General features: G+C 41.3%; 1 protein-coding gene. It reads left to right on the top strand.

The genetic code is table 11. From position 1 onward, the window contains the following. On the top strand, nucleotides 1-1,335 hold a 1,335-nt coding region (locus Q361_RS13570; RefSeq protein WP_146047057.1), incomplete at both ends, for an Ig-like domain-containing protein.

Below are 1,335 nucleotides of genomic sequence, written 5' to 3'. Positions count from 1 at the left end.
CCAATGGCGTAGTAAACATTCTAGCGAATGATACCGATCCAAATGGTAACCCAACCGTTTCATCAGGACATACAGTAGATTTAGATCCATCAACACCAGGAATTCAAACAACAGTAACCAATGCACAAGGAGTTTGGACATACAACCCAACAACAGGCGAAGTAACCTTTGATCCAGCGAACAATTTCAATGGAACAGCTACATTAACCTACCAGTTGTGTGATGCAGGTACCCCAGTATTATGTGATACAGCGGTAATAACCTTTACAGTAAGCCCTGTAAACGATGCGCCAGTATTAACGAATGATACCGCTACAACACTAGAAGACAATCCAGTGAGTGGTGATATCACGGGTGCAGGCGACACAGATCCAGACGGAACACCATTAACGGTAACAACAACACCAGTAAGTGGACCAAGTCACGGAACAATCGTAATCAACCCTGACGGTACATATACGTATACACCAGCTCCAAACTGGTGTGGTACAGATGTAGTAGAAATCCAAGTATGCGATGCAGGTACACCAGGAGTTGCATGTACAACAGAAACTCTTACCATTACAGTAACTTGTGTAAATGATACACCAGTAGTAGTAAATGATACCAATACTACGAATGAGGATACACCAGTAAGTGGAGATATTACCAATGTGTTAGATTACGATCCAGATGGAACTACACTAGTAGTGAACACTACGCCAGTTAGTGGACCACTTCATGGAACCATAGTAGTACAACCAGACGGTACTTATGTCTATACACCAAATGCTAATTACTGTGGTACCGACGTTATCACACTTTCTGTATGTGATACAGGTAGTCCACTACCAGCATTATGTGTAAATCAAACCTTAACCATTACGGTAACTTGTGAAAACGATGCACCAGTGGCTAATGATGACACTGCTACAGTAACAGAAGATGGATCAGTATCGATACCAGTATTATCAAATGATAATGACACAGCAGATTCAGGAACATTAAATCCAGGTTCTGTAACGGTAACCAACAATCCATTACATGGTACAGTAACTGTAAACCCAACAACAGGAGCGATTACATATGTACCAGCTGCAAACTTCTGTGGAGTAGATACCTTTACATACCAAGTATGTGATAATGGTACACCACTACCAGCATTATGTGATACAGCAACAGTTACAGTAAATGTAACTTGTGTAAACGATGCACCAGTATCTGTAAATGATGTTGTAACAGCACCATTAACAGAAGACGGGGCTAATGGAGTTGTAAACATTCTAGCGAATGATACCGATCCAGATGGTAACCCAACACCAACTTCAGGGCATACAGTAGATTTAGACCCATCAA

The organism is Flavobacterium croceum DSM 17960 (genome assembly GCF_002917885.1).
GTDB lineage: Bacteria > Bacteroidota > Bacteroidia > Flavobacteriales > Flavobacteriaceae > Flavobacterium > Flavobacterium croceum.
The sequence above is the reverse complement of the archived record's forward strand: the minus strand, read 5'-3'. Positions and strand labels throughout refer to the sequence as shown.